Genomic DNA, 21676 nt, shown 5'->3' with positions numbered 1-21676 from the left:
GGAGCCGTCCGGCTGCGGACGAGTTAGTGTGATCGCGCTCACCTTTACTACGGATCGTCCGGCACGTACCTGCCGGTGAAGGAGTTGTTGCAGCATGGCCACAGTCAGGTTCGAGGAGGCGCAGCGCTGGTACCCCGGCGCCGACAAGCCCGCCGTACCGGGGATCTCACTCGAGATCGGAGACGGGGAGTTCATGGTCCTCGTCGGCCCCTCGGGGTGCGGCAAGTCCACCACCCTGCGGATGCTCGCGGGGCTGGAGGAGGTCAACAAGGGGAAGATCTTCATCGGTGACCGCGAGATCACGCACACCCCGCCGAAGGACCGGGACATCGCGATGGTGTTCCAGAACTACGCGCTCTACCCGCACATGTCCGTCGCGGACAACATGGCCTTCGCCCTCAAGATGGCGAAGGTGCCCAGCGACGAGCGCAACCTGCGGGTCCAGGAGGCGGCGAAGATCCTCGGCCTGACCGAGTATCTCGACCGCAAGCCCAAGGCCCTCTCCGGCGGCCAGCGGCAGCGCGTCGCCATGGGCCGCGCGATCGTCCGGCAGCCGCAGGTGTTCTGCATGGACGAGCCGCTGTCCAACCTGGACGCGAAGATGCGCGTCCAGACCCGCACCGACATCGCCAAGCTCCAGTCGGACCTGGGTGTCACCACGGTCTACGTCACCCACGACCAGGTCGAGGCGATGACGATGGGCGACCGGGTGGCGGTCATGAAGGACGGCTACCTCCAGCAGGTCGACACCCCGCTGGCGCTCTACGACAAGCCGGTCAACCTCTTCGTCGCCGGCTTCATCGGCTCGCCGCAGATGAACCTGATCCAGGCGCACGCCCAGGACGGCAAGGCGCAGATCGGCGACTACCTCGTCCCGGTCGACCCGGCCGCGGCGGCGCGGATGAAGGGCAACATCACCGTCGGCGTCCGTCCCGAGGCCTGGCGCGTGGTCGGCAACAGCGAGGCGGGCCTGCCGGTCAAGGTGACCGTGGTCGAGGACCTCGGCGCCGACGCCTTCGTCTACGGCACCTGCGGCGTCGAGGGCACGCCCAGCAACATCATCATCCGCGTCAGCGGACGGGACCACGTCCAGAAGGGCGAGACGATGTACGTCACGACCGACCCGCACAACGTCCACGTCTTCGACACCGACACCGGGGAGCGCCTCTCCGACTGACTGCTGCGCAATTGAACGGTTGGACACCGGTTACCCGCGGGTAGCTGGTGTCTTTCCGTTCAATTGCGCCGAAACGGCGGGTCAGGCGCGGTCGGCCGTACGACGGATCGCCGCCACGAACGTCTCGAAGAGCGCGGGCGGCAGGTCGTGGCCCATGCCGCTGATGAGCAGCAGCTCCGCGCCGGGGACGGCGGCCGCGGTGGCGCGCCCGCCGGAGACGTGCACCATCTTGTCGGCGAGGCCGTGGACGACGAGCGTCGGGAGGCGGACGCTGCGCAGTCGCGGCGCCCGGTTGGGCTGGGTGAGGACGGCGAGCATCTGGCGCATCACCCCCGAGGCGCTGACGCCGCGGTCGAAGGTCTCCTCCGCCCGCGCGCGCACCTTGGCCTCGGTCTGGGGGTAGTCCGGAGAGCCGATCAGCCGCCAGAAGGCGGCGCTCGAGGCGACGTACGCCTCCTTGCCGGGCCGGCGGCCGGCGAGCAGCCCCGGCATCAGGCTGGGGTGCTGCCACCCGACGGTGCGCTTGCCGGTCGTTGACATGATGCTGGTCAGCGAGCGGACCCGCTGGGGCTGCGTGATCGCCATCGTCTGCACGATCATGCCGCCCATCGAGACCCCGGCGACGTGCGCCGACTCCAGCCCGAGGTGGTCGAGCAGGCCGAACGCGTCCTCGGCCAGGTCCGCCATCGTGTACGGCGCCCGCACGCGGGTCCCGGCGAACGCCCGGACGAGCGTCGAGCGGGACACCCCGCCCTCGAGCACGGTCGAGCGGCCGGTGTCGCGGTTGTCGTAGCGGATGACGTAGAAGCCGGCGCGGGCGAGGCCCGCGCAGAGGTCGGGGTCCCACCAGTTCATCGGGCCGCCGAGGCCCATGACGAGCAGGAGCGGGTCGCCGTCGGGGTCGCCGAAGGTCTGGTAGCAGAGCTCCACACCGCGCGCGACGGGCGCGAACAGCTCCTCCGAGACCTGCACGTCGGCACGGGGTGGCATGACCCCAGTGAACCAGTTGAACACGAAAGGGACACGATCCCCCCGATTCACCGACGAGGAGATCGGGTATCGCCGTAACGTGGCTCACATGTCGACGTCGGCGCTGGCGCAGTTCCTCCTCCCCGAGGGATTCGCGGTGCCGCACGCGGCCGCGGTGCTCCGGGAGGGCAGCGCGGCGACCGAGCTCGGGCGCTACGCGTGGCGCGCGGCCGCCGGTCGCCGGGCCCGTCGCTCCGCGCCGTACGCCGGCACGAGCGCCCGCCGCGGCGACCCGGTCGTGCTCGTGCCCGGCTTCTTGGCCGGCGACGGCACCCTGGCGCTGATGGCGCGGACCCTGCGGTCGCACGGGTTCCGCACCTACCGCTCCCACATCCACGCGAACATCGGCTGCACGCTGAACGCCGCGGCCCAGCTCGAGGCGCGGCTCGAGTCCGTCGCGATGCGGCGCGGCACCCGGGTCCAGATCGTCGGGCACTCGCTCGGCGGCATGCTGGCCCGCGGCATCGCGGTGCGTCGCCCCGACCTGGTGTCCGGGATCGTCACCCTGGGCAGCCCGATGATGGCGCCCGGGGCGCACCACCGCTCGCTGTCGGCGATCGTCGAGCTGCTGACCCGCCTGAGCGCCGCCGGCCTGCCCGGCCTGATGTCGGCCGACTGCGTGCGCGGCGAGTGCGCACGGCAGAGCTTCACCGAGAGCCGCCAGCCGGTGCCCGCCGGCACGGCCTTCACCGCGGTCTACTCCAAGCGCGACGGGATCGTCGACTGGCGCGCCTGCGTCGACCCGGCGGCCGAGGCGGTCGAGGTCACCGCGTCCCACCTGGGCATGGCCTTCGACCCGCGCGTGATCGACCTCGTGAGCGGCGCGCTCACGCGCGCCGTCGACCTCTCAGCTGTCGAAGTCGATCGCGGCAAAAGCGCGTAGCTTCTGGAGCTGGTGCTCCGAGGTGATCGTGCGGATCGTGCCGCTGCGCGACCGCATCACCAGCGAGTGCGTGGTCACGCCGCCGGCGCGGTAGCGCACGCCCCGCAGCAGCTCGCCGTCGGTGATGCCGGTGGCGACGAAGAAGCAGTCGTCGCCGGTGACGAGGTCGTCGGTGGTCAGGACGTGGTCCCGGTCGAGGTTGTGCCCGGCGTCCAGCGCCTTCTGCCGCTCCTGGTCGTCCTGCGGCCAGAGCCGGCCCTGGATCACGCCGCCGAGCGACTTCATCGCGCAGGCGGTGATGATGCCCTCCGGGGTGCCGCCCACACCCAGGAGCAGGTCGATGCCGGTCTCCGGGCGGGCGGCCATGATCGCGCCCGCCACGTCGCCGTCGCTGATGAACTTGATCATCGCGCCGGTCGCGCGGATCTCGTCGACCAGGTCCGCGTGCCGCGGGCGGTCGAGCAGGCAGACGGTGACGTCGGAGGCGTTCTTGCCCTTCGCCTTGGCGACCTGCTGGATGTTCTCGGCGACGGGGTAGCGGATGTCGACGACCTCGGCCGCCTCCGGCCCGGTGACCAGCTTCTCCATGTAGAAGACCGCCGAGGGGTCGTACATCGAGCCGCGCGGCGCGACCGCCATCACCGACACCGCGTTCGTCATGCCCTTGGCGGTGAGCGTGGTGCCGTCGATCGGGTCGACGGCGACGTCGCAGTCCGGCCCGGTGCCGTCGCCGACGCGCTCGCCGTTGTAGAGCATCGGCGCGTTGTCCTTCTCGCCCTCGCCGATGACGACGGTGCCGTTCATGCCGATCGTCGAGATCATCACGCGCATCGCGTTGACGGCGACGCCGTCGGCGCCGTTCTTGTCGCCGCGGCCGACCCAGCGGCCGGCGGCCATGGCGGCTGCCTCGGTGACCCGGACGAGCTCGAGGGCCAGGTTGCGGTCGGGCGACTGGGGGGCGACGGAGAGGGCGTCGGGCTCAGGCATGCCCCGACCCTACCCACCCTCACGTCCGGTAGACCGCGACCTCGTTGGCCTTGACCACGAAGACGACCGGGGTGCCGGGCGCGAGGTCGAGCTCCGCCGCGGACTGCACGGTCACGTCGGCGGCCAGGTGGCCGGACCGCACGCGCACCTGGTCGCCGCGGGGCTCCAGGTCGGTCACCGTCACCGGGAGGATGTTGCGGGGGCTGCCGCCGGGGGCCTCGCGGAACACCGACACCGCGCTCGGGCGGAACACCGCGACGGCGGGGTCGCCGTCGGCAGGAGCCGGGTCGGTCGCGATGCCGCGGATCCCGCCGACCCCGCCGTCGTGCCAGGCGCCGGACACCATGTTGAGGCCGGCGATCCGGGCGGCGAAGGCGCTGCGCGGCCGCTCCAGCACGTCGGCGGTCGGGCCGGCCTCGACGACCCGCCCGCCCTCCATCACGACGACGCGGTCGGCGAGCAGCAGCGCGTCGAGCACGTCGTGCGTGACGAGCACGGTGGTCCGCCCGGCGAGCACCCGCTTGAGGGTCTGGCGCAGCGCCGGCAGCACGGCGACGTCGAGCGCCGCCATCGGCTCGTCGAGCAGCAGCAGCCGCGGCTCGGCGGCGAGGGCCCGGGCGAGCGCGATCCGCTGTCCCTGGCCCCCGGACACCTGCCCCGGCCTGCGGTCCGCGAGGTCGTCGGCGCCGACCTCGGCCAGCCAGCGGTACGCCGCCTCGCGGGCCGGGCCGCGACCGGCGCCGCGGCTCCGGGGCCCGAACGCGACGTTCTCCAGCACGCTGAGGTGCGGGAACAGCAGCGGGTCCTGGGCGAGCAGCGCCACCCGCCGGTCGTGGGGCGGGACGAAGGCGCCGTCGCCGGTGAGCACGCGGCCGTCCAGCCGGACGTGGCCGCGGTCGGGGCGCAGCAGCCCCGCGACGACCGAGAGCAGGGTCGACTTGCCGGCGCCGTTGGGTCCGAGGACGGCGAGGGTCTCGCCGTCGGCGACCTCGAGGGCGACCTCGACGTCCCGGTCGGCGACGGTCGCCTCCAGCTCCAGGGTCACACCGCGCTCCGTCCCTGCCGGGCCAGGCCGATGACCAGCACCGCCACGACCACGAGCACCAGCGACAGGGCGATGGCCGCGTCGACGTCGGTCTCGCGCTGGTGGTAGATCTCCAGTGGCAGCGTGCGGGTCACGCCCTGGAGGCTGCCGGCGAACGTGATCGTCGCGCCGAACTCCCCGAGCGAGCGCGCGAAGGCGAGCACGGCTCCGGAGACGAGGCCGGGCAGCACGAGCGGCAGCGTCACCCGGCGGAACACCGTCGTCGGGCCGGCGCCCAGCGAGGCCGCGACGACCTCGTAGCGCCGGCCCGCCGTGCGCAGCGCCCCCTCCAGGCTCACCACGAGGAACGGCATCGCCACGAACGTCTGCGCCATCACCACCGCCGCGGTCGAGAACGCGACCTGGAGACCGAGCAGCTCGAGCTCCTCGCCGAGCAGGCCGCGACGGCCGAACGTGTAGAGCAGCGCGATGCCGCCGACGACCGGCGGCAGCACGAGCGGCAGCAGCACCAGGGAGCGCACGACGCCCAGGCCGGGGAACGAGGTGCGCGCGAGCACCACGGCCATCGGCGTACCGAGCAGCACGCAGAGCAGCGTGCTGATCGCCGACGTCCGCAGGCTCAGCCAGAGCGCGTCCTGCGACGCCTCGGACGTGATCAGCGTGGCGAAGTCCGCCCAGTCCACGCGCGCCACGATCGCGACGACGGGGAGCAGCACGAAGGCCGCCCCGACCGCCGCCGGGACGTAGATCCAGCGGGGGAGCACGGGCTAAGGCTGCCCGAAGCCGTAGTCGGACAGGATGCTCTGGCCCGTGTCGCCGAGGACGAAGTCGGTGAAGTCGGCGGCTAGGTCGGACTCGTCGGAGTCGGCCACCGGCGCGATCGGGTAGATGTTCACGACGTCGCCGGACTCAGGGAACGTGATGCCCTCGACGTCGTCGCCCGCGGCCGCGACGTCGGTGACGTAGACCAGGCCCGCGTCGCCCTCGCCGGACCTGATCTTGCCGAGCACGTCCGTGACCGACTGCTCCTCGCTGACCGGCTCGAGCCTCACGCCGGCGACGTCGGCCACCGCCTGCGCGGCCGCGCCGCAGGGCACCTCCGGGGCACAGACGACCAGCGCCAGCCCGGGCTCCGCGAGGTCCGCGAAGGTCTGGATGCCCGCCGGGTTGCCCGGAGGTACGGCGATCTCCAGCGTGTTCGTGGCGAACGGCTCGGGGTCGGCGCCGGTGAGGTCCTCGGCGACCAGCTTGTCCATGTTGGCGGTGTCGGCGGACGCGAACACGTCGGCCGGCGCCCCCTCCTGGATCTGGGTGACGAGGTCGGAGGAGCCGCCGAAGCTGAGCTCGACCGTCACGCCGTCGTGCGCCTCCTCGAACTCCGCGGCGATGTCCTCGAAGGCGGCGGTGAGCGAGGCGGCGGCGTACACCGTCAGGGTCGTCTCGTCCTCGTCGCCGCCGCCGCACGCGGTCAGCGGCAGCGCGAGCGCGAGGACCAGGGGCAGGACCAGCCTCTTCACGGGCGCTCCACGACGACGTTGGTGGACTTGACCGAGGCGATGGCCTGGACGCCGGGCTCGAGGCCGAGCTCCTCGGCGGCCTCGGTGCTCATCAGCGAGACGAGCCGGTAGGGACCGCAGATCATCTCGACCTGGGCCATGACGGTGTCCTTCTTGACCTTCGTGACGATCCCGGCGAGCCGGTTGCGGGCGCTGACGGCGGCCGCCCGGGTCAGCTCGCGGTCGGGGTGCTCGGCGAGGGACTCCGCCAGCGCGGCCAGGGCCGCCCCGGGGACGACGGTGCGCCCGTCCTCCCGGGTGCTCGCGACCCGGTCGGCCTCGACCCAGCGCCGCAGCGTGTCGTCGCTGACCCCGAGCAGCTCGGCGGCTTCCGCGATCCGGTAGGTCGTCATGCGGCGATGATGCCGCATCTGCGGTCAGTTGACCACTGAAAGCACCGCAACTGCGGCAAGGAGGCTGAGCGGGGTGGCGACCAGCGACACCCGGTGCAGCCCGCTGAGGGAGGGGCGCGTGCCGCCCCGGAGGAGGGTCCGGCGCCAGAGCAGGTTGGCCAGGGAGCCGGTGTAGGTGAGGCCGGACCCGATGTTGAGACCGAGGAGGGCCGCGAGGATGGCCGTGTCGCCGAGGGGCACGAGCAGCGGCACCAGCAGCAGGGCGGCCGACAGGTTCGTGAGCAGGTTGGCGAGCACCGTCGCGAGCAGCGCGATGACCATCAGGTCCAGCCAGGACGTGCCGCCCGGGAGGAGGTCGCCGACGACGTCGCCGAGGAAGCCCGCGGAGAGCGCCGCCACGACCAGCCCGAGGCAGAGCACGAAGACCGCGAACGCCGGGTGCGCCGCCGCGACCGCCTCGCGCGGCGTCACCAGCCCCCGGTGCCGGGCCCAGAGGACCAGCACGACCGCGGCGGCCGCCGAGACCCAGCACGGGTCGACGCCGAACGGCGAGGCCACGGCGAAGCCCGCGAGCATCAGTCCGACGACGACCACCGGGACCGGCTCCACCGCCGGGTCCGGGGCGTGCTCACGGGGCTGCGGGCGAGCGGCGAGCTCGCGCCGGAAGAGCAGCCGCAGCACGGCGTACTCCACGACGAGGACCGCGAGCAGCACCGGCGCCATCTCGAGGGCGAACGCGCCGAAGGTCAGGTCGAGATGAGGCAGGGCGAGCAGGTTGGTGAGGTTCGAGACCGGGAGCAGCAGCGAGGCGGAGTTCGCGATCCGTAGACAGGCGTGGCTGCCCGGCCACGCCGACGTGCCGGCCGCGGCCGCGGCGGCGACCACGACCGGGGTGAGGAGCACGACGGTCGCATCCAGGCTCAGCGCTGTCGTGACCAGTGCGGCCAGCAGGAAGACGCCGGTGAACAGGGCTGCGGGTCTGCCGGAGGTCGCCTTCCGGATCCGCGCCGCCGCGGCCGCGAACAGTCCGGCCCGGGCGCAGACGTCGGCCACCACGAGGATCGTGACCAGGAAGAGCACGACCGGCCCGAGGTGGCGCAGCGTCTCCTCGACGTCGTCGACGGCGAGGATCCCGGTCGCGAGGGTGACCCCCGCGGCCACCAGGCCCACGGCGAGCTCGGTGCGGGCCCGCGGGTGGACGTAGGCCGTGACCAGCAGGGCGAGGAGTGCGGCCACCGGGACGAGGTCGAGGGGCGGCACGCGGTGAGGTTAGTCCACCTGTGAGAATCGACCCGTGAGTCAGGCGTCAGAGACCGGTCGACCCGGTAGGTACAACCGGTCGTTCGGAGGCCTGGTCGGCTCGATGATCGTGCTGGTGCTCGTGGTGTTCGCGATCATCGTCTTCCGCGGCATCTTCCGCCACACCCCGGAGTACGAGCCGGAGCCGGTCGACTACCTGGCGCTCGTGGAGAGCATCCAGCTCGGCGACCTGGCGCCGGTCTACCCCGCGCAGCTGCCGGACGGCTGGTTCGTGAAGCAGGCGACGTTCACCCCGGGCGAGCGCCCGGTGTTCGACCTCGCGATGACCACCGACCAGGACAACTTCGCGGGGCTCCACCAGGAGGACGAGGACGTCGACGACCTGGTCCGGGAGTACGTCGGCACCGACGCCACCGAGGGTGAGCCCGTGACGCTCGACGGCGAGATCACCTCGGAGTGGCAGACGTTCACCGACCCCGGTGGCGACACGGCGTTCGCGACCGAGGTCGGGGGGGAGACGGTGCTGGTCTGGGGGTCAGCGCCGGCCGAGGACCTCGAGGACCTCGTCGCGACGCTGACCACCGCGCCGCTCAGCTGAGCGTGACCGTCCTGGTGTTGGTGCCGGAGGCGGTCTTCACCTTCACCGTGACCTGACCCGCGCCGAGGCTCCGACCGGCGCCGGTCGTCGGCACCTTGACGGAGGCCTGCGTCGACGAGGCCGCGAGCGACTTCACCACCTTGGCGACCACGACGTCGTTCTTGAGCACCTTGGCCGTGAACGAGCACGCCTCCGTGCAGGTCAGACCGAGCACGACGAACTTGATGTTGCCGCTGGCGGGGGTCCGGGTGCCGATGCCGGCGATGGCCACGCCACCCGGCGGGGTCACCGGGGGACCGTCGACCGTGACCACGGCACTGGAGGTGTCGTCCGTGGTCGAGCGGTCGACCTCGGTGGTCGCGACCCGGGCGGTGTTGGTCACCGTGTAGTAGGTCCTCTCGTCCGCGGTGCGCACACCGACGCACTGGACCTGGATCACCGCGTCCCGAGCCAGGTCCCAGTCGTCGTTGTAGAAGCGGAACATGTAGTTGGTGCCGCGCTGCTCACGACCCAGCGACAGCAGCGACGGGTCCTCGGTCCGGTAGCCACCGGTGACCGCGCGGGAGAGTTGGCCGCACTGTTGCACGCCCTCGGCGCGGGCCTCGGCCGCCACCGGGATCGTCTGGTCGGAGTCGGTCAGCGCGAGCGGCGCGGTGTGGCCGTTGCTCGAGGTGGCCTCCGGCGCGAGGCAGCTGGCACCGAAGTCGACGACGGTGCCCGGGTCGAAGTCGAAGATCCAGACCCAGGTGTTGAGCTGGGCGTAGGACGCCTGGACGGTCGCCACACCACCGGTGACGTCGAACCACGGCGCGATCGGCGTGTAGCCGGCCGGGCAGGTGCGCTGCACCTCGACACCAGGGCTGGCCGGGACGGCGCCGGCGGCCGTGGACACGACGAGGTCGTGCGTGTGGCCGTTGACCGAGCTGGTCCGGGTGCCGAGGCAGGTGACCTTCACCTTGCCCTGGCCGCGGGAGGCGCCGAGGTTGGCGACGGTCACGGTCCAGCCCTCGAGGCCGCCGGAGGTGGCGGTCTTGCTTCGCAGCGTGACCAGGTCGGAGTAGAAGCCGCCCTGGTCGACGACGTCGACGAGCAGGCCGCCGTCGGTCGCCCGGTAGCCGCTCGGGCACCAGGCCGAGTACGTCTTGGTCTCGCCGGCCGGAAGGTCCGCGAAGACCTCCTGCTTCTGGACGTCGACCTGGTGGCCGATGTTCTTCGGGAGGCCGTCGCTCGTGACGGTGTTGCTGAGCGTGGCGCGGTAGGTGATCGTCGTGCTGAAGCCGATCGGGAGGTCCTCGGCGTTGCAGCTCAACGTCCTGCCCACGAAGGCGCAGTTGTTGCCGTTGTCCTTCAGCGATCCGGGCACGTAGGTCAGGTCCGCCGGCAGGATGTCGGCGACCGTGGTGTTGGTGGCCGCGCGGTCGGCGTCGCTGTCGTTGGTGACGGTCAGGCGGTACTTCAGGACCGAGCCCGGGGCGGCGGTCACCGACGACGACCAGCTGCCGGCGACGAAGGTGTACCGGGTGCCACCGAAGTTGATCGCCTCGAGCACGCCGTCACCGGTCGCTCCGGACCCGAGGGAGAAGCCGAAGGCCAGCACCTTCGCGGTCGGGAAGGCCGACTGCCAGTCCGCCAGGGAGCCCTGCCAGGGGGTGTTGCCGAGAGTGGAGGTCTGGGGTGCCGCCGCCCGGAGGGCGGGGTCGGTCATCTCGGCGGCCCACCAGATGCCGTACTCGCCGACGAGGATCGCGTCCTTGGCGCCGTTGCCGTCGAGGTCCGCGACGAGCTGGTAGCCCGGGGCCGCGCCGGAGGTCTGCGTCCACTCCAGGCTCGGGCTCCCGACAGCGCTCAACGGCGTGTCCGTGGCGACGTACTCCGCGACCTTGCGCGGGTCGGGGCTGACCGGGGGAACCGGAGCCGCCTCGGTCCACAGCCGGAGACCGCTTCCGGCCACCTCGTAGTGACCCAGGGCGCGCGTCGCGCTCCGGGCCGGGTCGAAGTCGGCCGGCACGTTCAGCTTGCCCGACTCGTACTTGACGACCTGCTTGGTGATCGACAGGTCGGCCGATGGTGCGGCCTGAGCCGGCTGCATCGGGCCCAGCGGCAGCACGAGCACCAGGGCCGATGCTGCCGCGATGCCGATCCGTCGTGCCTGCGTGCGCATGTCTCGCATGACGCGTTCCCTTCCCCCAGGGGCACGCGCCTGCCCGAATCACGCAGCGCTCCCGCTCTTTACCGATGCGTGGAAGAGTAAAGGCTGGGTAACGACGCGCCCCGCTCACGGGGAAACAAAGTCCACATTCACCCCTCAGGGCGGCAACACGCCGGTAAATCCACGCCCACAAGCTGGTGACGTCTGGACCACGGGACCAGACCACCGGTCCATACCTGCTCCTACTGGGGGTCCTTCTCGATCGCCTCGTCGAGCCGCTTGCGGGCGCCCTCGAGCCACTCCTGGCAGATCGTCGCCAGCTTCTCGCCGCGCTCCCAGAGCGCGAGGGACTCCTCCAAGGAGGTGCCGCCGGCCTCCAGCGCGCGGACCACCTCGACGAGCTCCTCGCGGGCAACTTCGTACGACGGCGTCCCGCCCTGCGGCTCAGTCTTCTTCGCTGCCATCGGTCTCTCCCTCGATGTGCTCGGCCCGGATCTGCTCAGCCTGGATCTGCTCGGTGCTCGTGGTGGTCGCGTGGATCCGGCCGTCGGCGACCCGGACGCTGATCTGCTGCTGCGGGGCGACGCCGGCGACCGACGTGACCACGTGGCCGTCGGCGTCCTGGAGCACGGCGTAGCCGCGCTGGAGGGTGGCCAGCGGCGAGAGCGCCCGGGCCCGGGCCCGCTGGTGGCCGACGTCGTCGGCGGCGCGGTCGAGGGCGTGGCCGAGGGTGCGGCGCGCCCGGTCGCGGAGCTGACGGACCTCCTCGCGCCGCGCGTCGAGGAGGGTGCGGGGGTCCGCGAGGGCCGGGCGGGAACGGAGCGCGTCGAGCCCCGCCTGCTCGCGGGAGATCCAGCCGGACATCGCCGCGCGCATCCGCTCCCGGGCGCGCGCGACGTTGCGGACCTCCTCGGCGACGTCGGGGACCACCAGCTTGGCGGCGTCGGTGGGCGTCGACGCCCGGACGTCGGCGACCAGGTCGAGCAGCGGTTGGTCGGGCTCATGGCCGATCGCGGAGACCACGGGCGTGCGCACCTTCGCGACCGCCCGGATCAGCGCCTCGTCGGAGAACGGCAGCAGGTCCTCGACCGACCCGCCGCCGCGGGCGACCACGATCACCTCGACGTCGGCGTTGCGGTCGAGGCGCTCGACCGCCTCGATGACCTCGCTGGCCGAGCGCGGACCCTGCATGGCGGCGTACGCGACCTCGAAGCGGACCGCGGGCCAGCGGCGCCTGGCGTTCTCGAGGACGTCGCGCTCGGCGGCGCTGTTGGGGGCGGTGACCAGGCCGACCGTGCCGGGGAGGAAGGGGAGCCGGCGCTTCAGCTCGTGGGTGAACAGGCCCTCGGCGGCGAGCAGCTGGCGGCGGCGCTCGAGGCGCGCGAGCAGCTCGCCGAGGCCGACCATCCGGATGTCGCGGGCGTAGAGGGAGAGCGTGCCGCGGTTGGCGTAGTAGGACGGCTTCGCGTGGACGACGATGCTCGCGCCCTCGACCAGCGGCGGGTTGAGGCCGTCGAAGAGCGTGCGCGAGCAGGTGACCGGGATCGAGATGTCGGCCACGGCGTCGCGCAGGATGAGGAAGACGGTGCTCATGCCCGGCCGGCGGCTCACCTGGGCGACCTGGCCCTCGACCCACACCGCGCCGAGCCGGTCGACCCAGCCCGTGATCGCGTTCGCGATCTGGCGGACGGGCGCCGGCGACTCGAGCGAGGTCTCCAGGGCCATGCGGGCGAGATTAGGGGACGCCGCCGACCCACCTAGACTGGACACCATGACGACCGACATGGGCATGCCGCCGATCCTGTCGCCGGGCGAGGCCGAGAAGGCCGTCCTGCTGGCAGCGCCGCGGGGCTACTGCGCCGGCGTCGACCGCGCCGTGATCACGGTCGAGAAGGCGCTGGACCTGTACGGCGCCCCCGTCTACGTGCGCAAGCAGATCGTCCACAACAAGCACGTGGTCGCGAACCTGGAGTCGCGGGGCGCGATCTTCGTCGAGGAGCTCGACGAGGTGCCCGAGGGGCAGACCGTGGTGTTCTCGGCCCACGGGGTGTCCCCGGCGGTGCACGCGGAGGCCGAGCAGCGCTCCCTCAAGACCATCGACGCCACCTGCCCGCTGGTGACCAAGGTCCACCACGAGGCGAAGCGGTTCGCCACCGAGGACTACGACATCCTGCTCATCGGGCACGCGGGCCACGAGGAGGTCGAGGGCACCGCCGGTGAGGCGCCCGACCACATCCAGCTCGTGCAGAGCCCGGCCGACGTGCCGGGCATCGTCGTGCGCGACCCCAAGCGGGTCGCCTGGCTCTCGCAGACCACGCTGTCGGTCGACGAGACGCTGGAGACCGTCGCGGCGATCCGGGAGCGGTTCCCGGACCTGCTCGACCCGCCGAGCGACGACATCTGCTACGCCACCCAGAACCGCCAGCTCGCGGTCAAGGAGATCTCACAGGGCACCGACCTGGTCATCGTGGTCGGCTCGGGAAACTCCTCCAACAGCGTGCGACTGGTCGAGGTCGCGCTCGAGGCGGGGGCGCACGCGGCATACCGCGTGGACGACGCGGGCGAGATCGACGAGGCCTGGCTCGAGGGCGTGAGCACCGTGAGCGTCACCTCCGGCGCGAGCGTGCCCGAGGAGCTCGTCAACGGCGTCCTGTCCTTCCTCGCCGAGCGGGGCTACCCGGACGCCCGGGCGGTGCACAGCGCCGAGGAGTCGCTGATCTTCGCGCTCCCGCCCGAGCTGCGGCGCGACCTCAAGGCGGCCGGCCGAGTCTGATGGCCCGCTTCCTCGACGTCCACCCGGACAACCCCCAGCCCCGGCTGCTCGGACAGATCGCCGACGCCCTCCGCGAGGACCAGCTGATGGCCTACCCGACCGACTCGGGCTACGCGCTCGGCTGCCGGCTCGGCAACCGCGACGGCCGCGACCGGATCCTGCGCATCCGCGGCCTCGACGACAAGCACCACTTCACGCTGATGTGCAAGGACTTCGCCCAGTTGGGCCAGTTCGTGAAGCTGGACAACTCGGCGTTCCGCGCGATCAAGGCGGCGACGCCCGGGCCGTACACGTTCATCCTGCCGGCGACCCAGGAGGTCCCGCGGCGGCTCATGCACCCGAAGAAGCGGACCGTCGGCGTGCGCATCCCCGACCACGTGTTCGTGCAGGCGCTGCTGGACCAGCTCGGCGAGCCGCTGCTGACCAGCACGCTGATCCTCCCCGGCGAGGCCGAGCCCCGCAGCCTGGGCTGGGAGATCAAGGAGGAGCTCGACCACGTCGTCGACCTGGTCGTCGAGGCCGGGGAGACCCCGGCCGAGCCGACCACGGTGATCGACTGGTCGGAGGGCCACCCCGAGGTGGTGCGCGTGGGCGCCGGCGACCCGTCGCGGTTCGAGGCTGCCTGATCCACCGTTGGGGCGTACCCACGGGCGAAACTGTCGGCGGACGGTCCACCACACCGCAGGATCGTCCGTGGGTACGCCGCCGGGGCGGGCCGAGTGTGGGTGTCTGATCTCTCGATAGCCACGGGCGAAACTGTCGGCGGACGGTCCACCACACCGCAGGATCGTCCGTGGGTACGCCGCCGGGGCGGGCCGAGTCGATCAGGGCGCAGCCGGCTGGCGCTCGGTCGCCTGTCGCGACATCACGCGGTGCCGGACGGCGAGGATCGCCAGACACAGCACGTAGCCGGTCACCAGGGCGCCGGCGTGGTGGCCGAGCCCGGAGACCACGGCCTGGACCACCCCGTCGCTCTCGTCGGCGATCACGTCGGGCCGGGTCAGGCCGAGCATGGTGAAGACCGTGCCCATGAGCAGCGGGGGCAGCACGCCCACGGTGAAGAAGTCGCTGGGCCGCACGGCCAGCGCCGTCGCGACGCAGATCAGCACGAAGCAGATGTCGAAGAACAGCCCCACCTTGCCGAGCAGCGCCTGGTCGATCACGACCGTCGTGAGGGCGAGCGCCAGCCCGAGCGCGACGACCTGACGGCCCGGCTCGCGCCCCTCCTCCCAGAGGGTCCGCTGGCTCACAGGGCCACGGTATGGTCCGCGTCCTCCCCGCCGTCGGCGGCGCGCCGTTCCACGACGCGGAGGTCGACCGGTGATATGGACCGGCTGGCGGCGTCCACCTGGCGCGGCGCGGGCAGGTCGCCGAACCGCCGGGCGCTCACCAGGACCCGCGACTCCAGGGACCCCACCGTCTGGTTGTAGTGCCCGACCGCGGCGTTGAGCGAGCGCCCCAGCTGGTCGAGGTGGCCGTTCATCGAGGACAGCCGCTCGTGCAGCTCGCGGCCGAGCCGGTGGATCTCGCGCGCCTGGTCGGCCAGCACCTCATGGCTCCACCCGTGGGCGACCGTGCGGAGCAGGGCGATCAGCGTGGTGGGTGTCGCGAGCACGACGTGCCGCGTGGCGGCGTACTCGATCAGCGAGCCGTCGGTCTCCAGGGCCGCCGCGAGGAACGACTCCGCGGGCACGAAGAGCACGACGAACTCGGGGCTCTCGGTGAGCGAGCGCCAGTACTGCTTGGACCCGAGGGTGTCGACGTGGCTGCGCAGCTGGGCGGCGTGGCGGCGCAGGTGGTGGGCGGTCTCGTCCTCGTCGTCGCTCGAGGTGGCGTCGAGGTAGGCGTCGAGGGGAACCTTCGCGTCGACGACGACCTGCCGGCCGCCGACCAGGTTGACCACGAGGTCGGGGCGGCGGGCCCCGTCGTCGAGGCGCACCTGCTCCGCGAAGTCGCAGCGGTCGACCAGCCCGGCCAGCTCGACGGCGCGCCGCAGGTGCAGCTCGCCCCAGCGGCCCCGGACCTGCGGCTTGCGCAGGGCGGTGGACAGCGATCGCGTCTCGCGCTGGAGCAGGTCGACCTGGGCGTCGAACTGCCCCTGCCAGGTCGCCCGCGAGCGATCGAGGTGGTGCATCTGGTCGCTGAGCCGGTCGAGCCCCTGCATCACCTCGGCCTGGTCGATCAGGCCGGCGACGTACGGGGTCCGCGCGCGCGACCACAGCACGCCGAGCAGGCCACCGAGGGCCAGCCCGACGAGCAGGGTGAGGAAGAGCGTCACTGCCGTCATGGGGCCAGCATGGACGCGGCCACCGACAGTGCGTGGCTACGCCAGGTCGACGACCACCGGTGCGTGGTCGGACGCGCCCTGGCCGGCGCGCTCCTCGCGGTCGATGAACGCACCGGTCACGCGCTGCGCCAGCGACGGCGAGCCGAGCACGAAGTCGATCTTGAGCCCGCGGTCGCGCTCGAAGCGCTGGCGGTAGTAGTCCCAGTAGGTGTAGCCGGGCGCGTGCTCGCGGGTGACCTCGACGTACCCGTCGTCGAGCAGCCCCTGGAAGGCCGCGCGCTCGGGCGGCGTCACGTGGGTCGACCTCGCGAACTGCAAGATGTCGAACACGTCCTCGTCGGTCGGCGCGATGTTCCAGTCGCCGACCAGCGCGGTGTCGCCGCGGGTCCACTCCTGCGCGGCGGCGCGGAGCCTCGCCAGCCAGTCCAGTTTGTAGACGTAGTGCGGGTCGTCGGGCTTGCGGCCGTTGGGCACGTACAGCGACCAGACGCGTACGCCGCCGCACGTGGCCCCGATCGCACGCGATTCAGGCTCGGCCGGCTCGCCCCATCCCGGCTGCCCCGGGAAGCCGGTCTCGACGTCCTCCAGCCCGACCCGGCTGATGATCGCGACGCCGTTCCACTGGTTCGCGCCGGAGACCGCGACGTCGTACCCCCGCGCCTCGATGCCCATCAGCGGCAGCTGGTCCTCGCGCGCCTTGGTCTCCTGCAGCGCCAGCACGTCGACCTCGTGGCGGTCGAGGAAGGCCTCGACGCGGTCGATGCGGGAGCGGAGGGAGTTGACGTTCCACGTGGCGATGCGCACCCGCCAACCCTAGGGCCCGGGCCCGAGCCCCGGAGCGCCCGCTGCGCGATTCGGAGGGGCGTCCCGCGGCGCCGTAGACTCGCGGCCCGTGGCTCTCACCATCGGCATCGTCGGTCTCCCCAACGCGGGCAAGTCGACGCTCTTCAACGCCCTGACCAAGAACGACGTCCTCGCGGCGAACTACCCGTTCGCGACGATCGAGCCGAACGTCGGTGTCGTCGGGGTCCCGGACGACCGGCTGCCGAAGCTCGCCGAGCTGTTCGGCTCGGCCCGGATCCTGCCCGCGACCGTGGAGTTCGTGGACATCGCCGGCATCGTGCGGGGCGCCTCCGAGGGCGAGGGCCTGGGCAACAAGTTCCTCGCGCACATCCGGGAGTCCGCGGCGATCTGCCAGGTGACGCGGGTCTTCCGCGACGAGGACGTCACCCACGTCGACGGCGAGGTCAACCCGGCCAACGACATCTCCACGATCCAGACCGAGCTGATCCTCGCCGATCTCCAGACCGTCGAGAAGGCGATCCCGCGCCTGGAGAAGGAGGCGCGCGGCAACAAGGCGCTCGCCGCCAACCTCGACGCCGCGAAGGAGGCGCTCGCCGCCCTGGAGGCCGGTACGCCGATCATCGCGACCTCGATCGACCGGACCCTCGTCCGCGAGCTGTCGCTGCTCACCGCCAAGCCGTTCATCTACGTCTTCAACTGCGACGCCGACGAGCTCGCCGACGAGGCGCTCAAGGCCCGCATGCGGGAGATCGTGGCGCCGTCCGAGGCGATCTTCCTCGACGCGAAGTTCGAGGCCGAGCTGGTCGAGCTCGACGACGACGAGGAGGCCCGCGAGATGCTGCGGGAGATGGGCGTCGAGGAGCCCGGCCTCGAGGTGCTCGCCCGCGTCGGCTTCGAGACTCTCGGCCTCCAGACCTACCTGACCGCCGGTCCCAAGGAGACCCGCGCCTGGACGATTCCCCAGGGCGCCACGGCTCCCGAGGCGGCCGGCGTGATCCACACCGACTTCCAGCGCGGCTTCATCAAGGCCGAGATCGTCTCCTTCGACGACCTGGTCGAGGCCGGCTCCATGCTCAAGGCCAAGGAGGCCGGCAAGGTCCGCATGGAGGGCAAGGACTACGTCATGGCCGACGGCGACGTCGTGGAGTTCCGCTTCAACGTGTGAATCGTCGTAAAACCGCAGGTCAGAGGGGGTATGACTCCCTCCAGTCCGCACTGAGTCCGCAAGAAATTCAACTTGATCGGCCGGATGGGTGCATCTTCCGGGAGTCGGGACCTACTGACCGAGAGACGACGCGATGAACAATCGTGAACTAGCAACTCTCATCCTGCTCGCGGCTTTCGTGATGCTCGCACTGGCGGTGCGCGACGTTCGGGAGATGCTGCCATCGCTTGCGAAGCAGTTGTTCCTATCGAAGATCACACCACTCATGCTGGTGTTCGTAGCGGTCGAGGTCGGAGCCATCTGGCTTGCTGCCGGGTTCTCGCTCTGGAGCCCAGATCTGCTTGGCGGAACGATTCTGTGGTTCCTGCTCGTCGGCTTCGTCTGGTTTGTCAGCCTCGGCGAGGCAGGGAAGGATCCTAACTTCTTCAAGCGCCGCTTCTTGGAGACGCTCGGGGTGACGGCGTTGCTCGGGTTCTTCGTGAACGCGCAGGTCATGCCTCTGCCCATCGAGCTCGTTGCCCAGAGCTTCCTGCTCTTGGTAGTCGGCCTGAACGTCGTGGCGTTGAACCACCGGGAGTGCAAGCCTGTAGCCAACTTGACCACTGGGATCATGATCCTTTCGACACTTGGGCTCCTCACGTACTCGGTGACACACGTCATCAGCGATTGGCCCACGCTCGACAGGCATGAACTCGCCAACGAACTGCTGATGCCGGTGTGGCTTTCGGGGGTGGCCGTCTCGGTCTTGTACCCCATCGCGTTCTACATGGGTTACGAGCTTCTCTTCGTCCGACTCTCATTCCTCAACGACGGGCGCCAGCCATCCATGCGCGCCAGGGCGGGAATGGCGTGGGGTCTTCGTGGATCGCTCGTTGACATCGATCAGTTCCGTGGTCTGCCGGCGCGCGACGCAGCCCAGTCAACTACGGCGAAGGCGGCCTACGAAGCTGTGTGCCGGTTCAAGAGTGAGCGGGCTGAAGATCTCGCTGCGCGAGCCGCAACCCGGCGGAGCCTTGTCGAAAATGCCGGTCGCCGCGGTGTTGATGACGATGGAAGACTTCTCGATCGGCGCGAGTTCTCGGAAACGAAGGAAGCACTTCGATGGCTCGCCACATGCCACATGGGCTGGTATCGAAACGAGAAGCAACCTGAGCGATACCGGTCGGACCTACTCGAGGTATTGCGCGACTCTCGCCAGTTCGAGTTCGAGACCGACGAGCTCATTGTCTCGAAGGTGCGCAAGGACGGGCAGGCATGGTTCGCGTACCGGGCAACACCGTCAGGTCATGTCTTCGGGATCGGCGCGTCCGGACCACCACCGTCGCAGTGGATCTACGATGCCCCGACTCCACCGAGTGGCTTTCCGAGCGAAGCATCTGAGAACTGGACCGATGGGTTGCGGGGCGACCGCCCGGAATGGGACCCAGAACCGGAGACCTGACGCGCGTCGGGCCGACACGCGACCGTGTCCGCCTCTTCGGCGCGCCTTTGCATGACCGCTTCACTTCGACGGGGAAGGCGATGGACCCGACCAATGCGGACAGCCTGTGGCCGCGACGGGCCAGAGCTCGTCGATGCGCGTGTCGCGTGCGACCCCGCGCCTAGAAGTGCGGCCGCAACCGATCGGCAATGGCGTCGGTCTCGTCGACGCTGAGCTCATGAACCTCGTCCCATTCGGTTCCGCCACCGTCGACCGTGCCCGCCACATGGAAGTGAAGATGGGGGATCGCTTGGTGCGCATCGACCCCGTTGTTCTGCCAGACACTGATTCCAGGACGTTGTTCCACGGCATCGATGGCCCTTGCTGACCTTCGAACCAAGTCCATCACCGAGTACGGCGGACTAGAGGATCCATGAGGGAAGCCCCGTTCGCAGTTGCTCCTCTGCACGCCTCGGTCGCTGGACCACGCATGCTGCACAGCTACACCGGTCGCACCCGGCCTTGGCACGGGCCATTGACTGTCGGTATAGTGGATGATAATCTCAGTTATATGAGAACTGAGGCGCCGCTCCTCGCTCCGATCTTCCGGTCGGACGGCCAGGCGCGTCTGCTCTCCACACTGTTGCTCACCGGCGACGAACTGAGCGTCACCGACCTGGCCAAACGGGCCGGCCTGGCCTACCCGACCGCGCACCGCGAGGTCGCGCGCCTGCTTGGCGCCGGCATCCTGAGTGAGCGACAGGTGGGCCGCACGAGGCTGATCCGCGCCAACGGCGAGAGCCCGCTGGTGGACCCCTTGCGCGAGATCCTCAGGATCGCGACCGGCCCGGTGGTGATGCTGGCCGAGGAGCTCGCCCGCATCGACGGGATTGAGTCGGCGTTCCTCTACGGCTCCTTCGCCGCGCGGGTGCTCGGGGATGCCGGTCCGGCACCGCACGACATCGACGTCATGGTGCTCGGTGAACCCGACGTGGACGCGGTCTACGAGGCGTGCACCCGGGTCGAGGCCGCGGTGCACCGTCCCGTGAACCCGACGATCCTCGCCGCCGAGGAGTTCGCGACGTCCTCCGGGTTCCTGGACAACGTGCGCAGCGGCCCGGCGGTCCCCGTGATCGGGGAACTGCCGTGGCGCTGACCCCACTCACCCGCGTCCAGCAGGCGACGGTCCTCGCACTGGTGGAGGCGCGACGGCTCGATGTCGTGCCCGCAGACGTCGCCCGTGCGACGTCGTTCCTGCGCCAGGCCGAGGAGCGCCTGAACCAACTGCCGCTGCTCACCAGTGTCGTCGTCAGATACGGCATCGCGTACGACGCCTGCCACGACACGGGCGAGGCGCTGCTGGCGGCCTACGGCTTCCGGACGACCAACGGCCCCGGCCAACACGAGGCGCTCGGCCGCTACCTGCGCGCGGTCTTCGACAAGCCGCCCGCGGACAGGGCGGCGCGAGAGTTCGACCGCCTGCGACGCGCTCGCAACCAGGACCGCTACGAGGCGAAGCCGGTGGGTGCCGCGGCGACCGAGAAGGCCGAGCAGGTCGCCCGGACGCTGTACGACGCCGCCCTCGCCCGAGGGCTCTCGCCGTGACCCCGCAGTCCGCAAATGGTCCGCAAGAAGTCCGGCCGAGACCGACGATCGCCGACGGCATCCAAGGGTCCCGCGAATGTGTTTCCGCAGGTCAGACCACATTTTCCGGCAGCAGCCGGCGATGACCAACAACCACCGAAACCCCGCCTGATCGTTCCGCTTCAACGTGTAGGAAGCGGCCCCTCAGGTCAGCGGCATGCTGCCCGTGGCGTGCCCGCGGGAAGTCCGCAGATCGATTCAGGTTGTGTAGAGCGGGCCGCGCCGCGGTCAGCACGATGGTGGCGAGGACGATGGTCCCGGCGAGAAGCCGACGGCTCGTTCGGTGTTCGCGGCGGACTCTGTTCGGTTCTCGGCTCGGTCGTTCTTCGAGTTGCCTCAGCGGCCCAGGAGCCGGCTGAGCCAGCTCCCACGGCGGTCGGCACCGGGATGTCCGGGACACCACTGCCCGGCGGGGACGCGGGCCTTGACCTGGGCGATGTGCTGGCCGCAGCCAGCCCATGTGGTCTTGGTGCAGGTTCGGCAGGTGGTCGCTCGACACATGAGCGGCTCTCCTTCACGTGAGGTTGGATGGGGCGGGCCGGAGCT

General features: G+C 71.0%; 24 protein-coding genes. 9 read left to right on the top strand and 15 right to left on the bottom strand.

The window, feature by feature from the left end:
• The first annotated feature begins 94 nt into the window (after positions 1 to 94).
• On the top strand, positions 95 to 1177 hold the full coding sequence (locus tag ACYQ0U_RS15225; RefSeq protein ID WP_459974368.1) for an ABC transporter ATP-binding protein: 1083 nt from the start codon (positions 95 to 97) through the stop codon (positions 1175 to 1177).
• 81 nt (positions 1178 to 1258) lie between these two features.
• On the opposite strand, the gene ACYQ0U_RS15220 is transcribed toward ACYQ0U_RS15225, so the two are convergent.
• On the bottom strand, positions 1259 to 2167 hold the full coding sequence (locus ACYQ0U_RS15220) for an alpha/beta fold hydrolase (RefSeq protein ID WP_459974366.1): 909 nt from the start codon (positions 2165 to 2167) through the stop codon (positions 1259 to 1261).
• Positions 2168 to 2255: 88 nt separating this feature from the next.
• Between ACYQ0U_RS15220 and ACYQ0U_RS15215 the strand changes: the two genes are divergently transcribed.
• Positions 2256 to 3089 (top strand): esterase/lipase family protein, encoded by an 834-nt coding sequence (locus ACYQ0U_RS15215; RefSeq protein WP_459974364.1) that lies wholly within the window; start codon positions 2256 to 2258, stop codon positions 3087 to 3089.
• On the opposite strand, the gene glpX is transcribed toward ACYQ0U_RS15215, so the two are convergent.
• From glpX to ACYQ0U_RS15185, 6 genes are read right to left on the bottom strand one after another with little or no spacing between them, the layout of a single operon-like run.
• Positions 3054 to 4076, bottom strand: a complete 1023-nt coding sequence (gene glpX, locus ACYQ0U_RS15210; protein ID WP_459974362.1) for a class II fructose-bisphosphatase — start codon at positions 4074 to 4076, stop codon at positions 3054 to 3056. The genes ACYQ0U_RS15215 and glpX overlap by 36 nt on opposite strands.
• Before the next feature lie 19 nt (positions 4077 to 4095).
• Positions 4096 to 5121: a sulfate/molybdate ABC transporter ATP-binding protein gene (locus tag ACYQ0U_RS15205; protein WP_459974360.1), complete on the bottom strand. Its 1026-nt coding sequence runs from the start codon at positions 5119 to 5121 to the stop codon at positions 4096 to 4098.
• Positions 5118 to 5885, bottom strand: a complete 768-nt coding sequence (locus ACYQ0U_RS15200) for an ABC transporter permease (RefSeq protein WP_459974358.1) — start codon at positions 5883 to 5885, stop codon at positions 5118 to 5120. The genes ACYQ0U_RS15205 and ACYQ0U_RS15200 overlap by 4 nt, the downstream gene beginning before the upstream one ends.
• Positions 5886 to 5888: 3 nt before the next feature.
• Positions 5889 to 6638, bottom strand: coding sequence for a molybdate ABC transporter substrate-binding protein (modA, locus tag ACYQ0U_RS15195; protein WP_459974356.1), 750 nt, complete (start codon positions 6636 to 6638; stop codon positions 5889 to 5891).
• A complete protein-coding gene (locus ACYQ0U_RS15190) occupies positions 6635 to 7030 on the bottom strand; it encodes a TOBE domain-containing protein (protein WP_459974353.1) in 396 nt (131 codons plus the stop codon). Before ACYQ0U_RS15190 ends, modA begins: the two co-directional genes overlap by 4 nt.
• Positions 7031 to 7054: 24 nt before the next feature.
• The gene (locus ACYQ0U_RS15185) at positions 7055 to 8290 is read right to left on the bottom strand and encodes an SLC13 family permease (protein ID WP_459974351.1); all 1236 of its coding nucleotides are present in this window, start codon (positions 8288 to 8290) and stop codon (positions 7055 to 7057) included.
• Between the two features lie 34 nt (positions 8291 to 8324).
• On the opposite strand from ACYQ0U_RS15185, the gene ACYQ0U_RS15180 reads away from it, so the two are divergent.
• Positions 8325 to 8888 (top strand): DUF4245 domain-containing protein, encoded by a 564-nt coding sequence (locus ACYQ0U_RS15180; protein WP_459974349.1) that lies wholly within the window; start codon positions 8325 to 8327, stop codon positions 8886 to 8888.
• On the opposite strand, the gene ACYQ0U_RS15175 is transcribed toward ACYQ0U_RS15180, so the two are convergent.
• From ACYQ0U_RS15175 to xseA, 3 genes are all read right to left on the bottom strand, one after another.
• Complete coding sequence (locus ACYQ0U_RS15175; protein WP_459974347.1) at positions 8881 to 11058, bottom strand: hypothetical protein; 2178 nt, start codon at positions 11056 to 11058, stop codon at positions 8881 to 8883. The genes ACYQ0U_RS15180 and ACYQ0U_RS15175 overlap by 8 nt on opposite strands.
• Positions 11059 to 11279: 221 nt before the next feature.
• Complete coding sequence (locus tag ACYQ0U_RS15170) at positions 11280 to 11501, bottom strand: exodeoxyribonuclease VII small subunit (RefSeq protein WP_459974345.1); 222 nt, start codon at positions 11499 to 11501, stop codon at positions 11280 to 11282.
• Entirely contained in the window at positions 11482 to 12762 is a 1281-nt protein-coding gene (gene xseA / locus ACYQ0U_RS15165) for an exodeoxyribonuclease VII large subunit (RefSeq protein ID WP_459974343.1), read from the bottom strand. The genes ACYQ0U_RS15170 and xseA overlap by 20 nt, the downstream gene beginning before the upstream one ends.
• Positions 12763 to 12808: 46 nt before the next feature.
• On the opposite strand from xseA, the gene ACYQ0U_RS15160 reads away from it, so the two are divergent.
• A complete protein-coding gene (locus ACYQ0U_RS15160) occupies positions 12809 to 13810 on the top strand; it encodes a 4-hydroxy-3-methylbut-2-enyl diphosphate reductase (RefSeq protein WP_459974341.1) in 1002 nt (333 codons plus the stop codon).
• Positions 13810 to 14436 carry an L-threonylcarbamoyladenylate synthase gene (locus tag ACYQ0U_RS15155; RefSeq protein ID WP_459974339.1) on the top strand — a complete coding sequence of 209 codons (627 nt, stop codon included), beginning with the start codon at positions 13810 to 13812 and terminating at the stop codon, positions 14434 to 14436. The genes ACYQ0U_RS15160 and ACYQ0U_RS15155 overlap by 1 nt, the downstream gene beginning before the upstream one ends.
• 198 nt (positions 14437 to 14634) lie before the next feature.
• Here the strand turns inward: ACYQ0U_RS15155 and ACYQ0U_RS15150 are convergent, their stop codons facing one another.
• The 3 genes from ACYQ0U_RS15150 to ACYQ0U_RS15140 are packed head-to-tail and all read right to left on the bottom strand — an operon-like array spanning position 14635 to position 16901.
• Positions 14635 to 15060: a DUF6542 domain-containing protein gene (locus ACYQ0U_RS15150; protein ID WP_459974337.1), complete on the bottom strand. Its 426-nt coding sequence runs from the start codon at positions 15058 to 15060 to the stop codon at positions 14635 to 14637.
• The gene (locus ACYQ0U_RS15145; protein ID WP_459974335.1) at positions 15057 to 16097 is read right to left on the bottom strand and encodes a DNA recombination protein RmuC; all 1041 of its coding nucleotides are present in this window, start codon (positions 16095 to 16097) and stop codon (positions 15057 to 15059) included. Before ACYQ0U_RS15145 ends, ACYQ0U_RS15150 begins: the two co-directional genes overlap by 4 nt.
• A gap of 36 nt (positions 16098 to 16133) precedes the next feature.
• A complete protein-coding gene (locus ACYQ0U_RS15140) occupies positions 16134 to 16901 on the bottom strand; it encodes an exodeoxyribonuclease III (RefSeq protein ID WP_459974333.1) in 768 nt (255 codons plus the stop codon).
• 88 nt (positions 16902 to 16989) lie between these two features.
• On the opposite strand from ACYQ0U_RS15140, the gene ychF reads away from it, so the two are divergent.
• A complete protein-coding gene (gene ychF / locus ACYQ0U_RS15135; RefSeq protein ID WP_459974331.1) occupies positions 16990 to 18066 on the top strand; it encodes a redox-regulated ATPase YchF in 1077 nt (358 codons plus the stop codon).
• A 133-nt stretch (positions 18067 to 18199) separates the two neighbouring features.
• Complete coding sequence (locus tag ACYQ0U_RS15130) at positions 18200 to 19507, top strand: hypothetical protein (protein ID WP_459974329.1); 1308 nt, start codon at positions 18200 to 18202, stop codon at positions 19505 to 19507.
• Between the two features lie 160 nt (positions 19508 to 19667).
• Here ACYQ0U_RS15130 and ACYQ0U_RS15125 read toward each other — a convergent pair whose 3' ends face one another.
• Positions 19668 to 19892 carry an HIT family protein gene (locus tag ACYQ0U_RS15125; protein ID WP_459974327.1) on the bottom strand — a complete coding sequence of 75 codons (225 nt, stop codon included), beginning with the start codon at positions 19890 to 19892 and terminating at the stop codon, positions 19668 to 19670.
• Positions 19893 to 20057: 165 nt separating this feature from the next.
• On the opposite strand from ACYQ0U_RS15125, the gene ACYQ0U_RS15120 reads away from it, so the two are divergent.
• Both ACYQ0U_RS15120 and ACYQ0U_RS15115 read left to right on the top strand, forming a co-directional pair.
• Positions 20058 to 20642: an ArsR family transcriptional regulator gene (locus tag ACYQ0U_RS15120; protein WP_459974325.1), complete on the top strand. Its 585-nt coding sequence runs from the start codon at positions 20058 to 20060 to the stop codon at positions 20640 to 20642.
• On the top strand, positions 20633 to 21091 hold the full coding sequence (locus ACYQ0U_RS15115; protein WP_459974323.1) for a HEPN domain-containing protein: 459 nt from the start codon (positions 20633 to 20635) through the stop codon (positions 21089 to 21091). The genes ACYQ0U_RS15120 and ACYQ0U_RS15115 overlap by 10 nt, the downstream gene beginning before the upstream one ends.
• A gap of 375 nt (positions 21092 to 21466) precedes the next feature.
• Here ACYQ0U_RS15115 and ACYQ0U_RS22940 read toward each other — a convergent pair whose 3' ends face one another.
• Positions 21467 to 21631, bottom strand: coding sequence for a hypothetical protein (locus tag ACYQ0U_RS22940; RefSeq protein ID WP_488199417.1), 165 nt, complete (start codon positions 21629 to 21631; stop codon positions 21467 to 21469).
• Positions 21632 to 21676 lie beyond the last annotated feature (45 nt).

The organism is Nocardioides pyridinolyticus (assembly GCF_054653575.1).
This window is presented reverse-complemented; position numbering and strand designations above follow the sequence as displayed.

What these genes read in the sequence shown, in the direction of transcription:
- ACYQ0U_RS22940 (WP_488199417.1), bottom strand. Translation starts at nt 21,631, where the DNA reads ATGTGTCGAGCGACCACCTGCCGAACCTGCACCAAGACCACATGGGCT.
- ACYQ0U_RS15120 (WP_459974325.1), top strand. Translation starts at nt 20,058, where the DNA reads ATGAGAACTGAGGCGCCGCTCCTCGCTCCGATCTTCCGGTCGGACGGC.
- ACYQ0U_RS15215 (WP_459974364.1), top strand. Translation starts at nt 2,256, where the DNA reads ATGTCGACGTCGGCGCTGGCGCAGTTCCTCCTCCCCGAGGGATTCGCG.
- ACYQ0U_RS15220 (WP_459974366.1), bottom strand. Translation starts at nt 2,167, where the DNA reads ATGCCACCCCGTGCCGACGTGCAGGTCTCGGAGGAGCTGTTCGCGCCC.
- ACYQ0U_RS15125 (WP_459974327.1), bottom strand. Translation starts at nt 19,892, where the DNA reads ATGGACTTGGTTCGAAGGTCAGCAAGGGCCATCGATGCCGTGGAACAA.
- xseA (WP_459974343.1), bottom strand. Translation starts at nt 12,762, where the DNA reads ATGGCCCTGGAGACCTCGCTCGAGTCGCCGGCGCCCGTCCGCCAGATC.
- ACYQ0U_RS15155 (WP_459974339.1), top strand. Translation starts at nt 13,810, where the DNA reads ATGGCCCGCTTCCTCGACGTCCACCCGGACAACCCCCAGCCCCGGCTG.
- ACYQ0U_RS15130 (WP_459974329.1), top strand. Translation starts at nt 18,200, where the DNA reads ATGAACAATCGTGAACTAGCAACTCTCATCCTGCTCGCGGCTTTCGTG.
- ACYQ0U_RS15170 (WP_459974345.1), bottom strand. Translation starts at nt 11,501, where the DNA reads ATGGCAGCGAAGAAGACTGAGCCGCAGGGCGGGACGCCGTCGTACGAA.
- ACYQ0U_RS15225 (WP_459974368.1), top strand. Translation starts at nt 95, where the DNA reads ATGGCCACAGTCAGGTTCGAGGAGGCGCAGCGCTGGTACCCCGGCGCC.
- ACYQ0U_RS15175 (WP_459974347.1), bottom strand. Translation starts at nt 11,058, where the DNA reads ATGCGAGACATGCGCACGCAGGCACGACGGATCGGCATCGCGGCAGCA.
- ACYQ0U_RS15160 (WP_459974341.1), top strand. Translation starts at nt 12,809, where the DNA reads ATGACGACCGACATGGGCATGCCGCCGATCCTGTCGCCGGGCGAGGCC.
- glpX (WP_459974362.1), bottom strand. Translation starts at nt 4,076, where the DNA reads ATGCCTGAGCCCGACGCCCTCTCCGTCGCCCCCCAGTCGCCCGACCGC.
- ACYQ0U_RS15190 (WP_459974353.1), bottom strand. Translation starts at nt 7,030, where the DNA reads ATGACGACCTACCGGATCGCGGAAGCCGCCGAGCTGCTCGGGGTCAGC.
- ACYQ0U_RS15145 (WP_459974335.1), bottom strand. Translation starts at nt 16,097, where the DNA reads ATGACGGCAGTGACGCTCTTCCTCACCCTGCTCGTCGGGCTGGCCCTC.